The 315-nt window shown below is 69.2% G+C and carries 1 protein-coding gene; it reads right to left on the reverse strand.

Features of this window, described 5'->3' with window-relative positions; all coding sequences use genetic code 11:
• The coding region (locus PZA18_RS25850) for a hypothetical protein (RefSeq protein WP_284103493.1) at window positions 1-315 on the reverse strand (315 nt) is incomplete at both ends.

Below are 315 nucleotides of genomic sequence, written 5' to 3' on the forward strand. Positions count from 1 at the left end.
TGCGCAGGCTGTCGCCGCTCTGCACGATGTAGCGGCCCGGCACGGCTGCCGGGTAGCTCGGGCTGATCGGTTCGTAGTTCTGGTCGAAGTCGGCGCTATCCACCGGTTTCCACTGGGTGTAGCGCTCGTCGTTGCGGTAGCCGCCCCATTGCCGCGCCAGGCTCTGGGCGTAGTCTTCGCGGCTGGCACCCTGGTTGGAGACGTCGCCGATGCGCTGGCCGTTCAGGTAGTAGTAGCGTGTCAGCCGGTAGTCGGTGCTCCAGACCGCCGGGGCGCTGCCGGTGCCCCCGGTGCTGCCTGCGGTGCCCGTGCTGC

Source organism: Parachitinimonas caeni, assembly GCF_030129945.1.
GTDB lineage: Bacteria > Pseudomonadota > Gammaproteobacteria > Burkholderiales > Chitinimonadaceae > Parachitinimonas > Parachitinimonas caeni.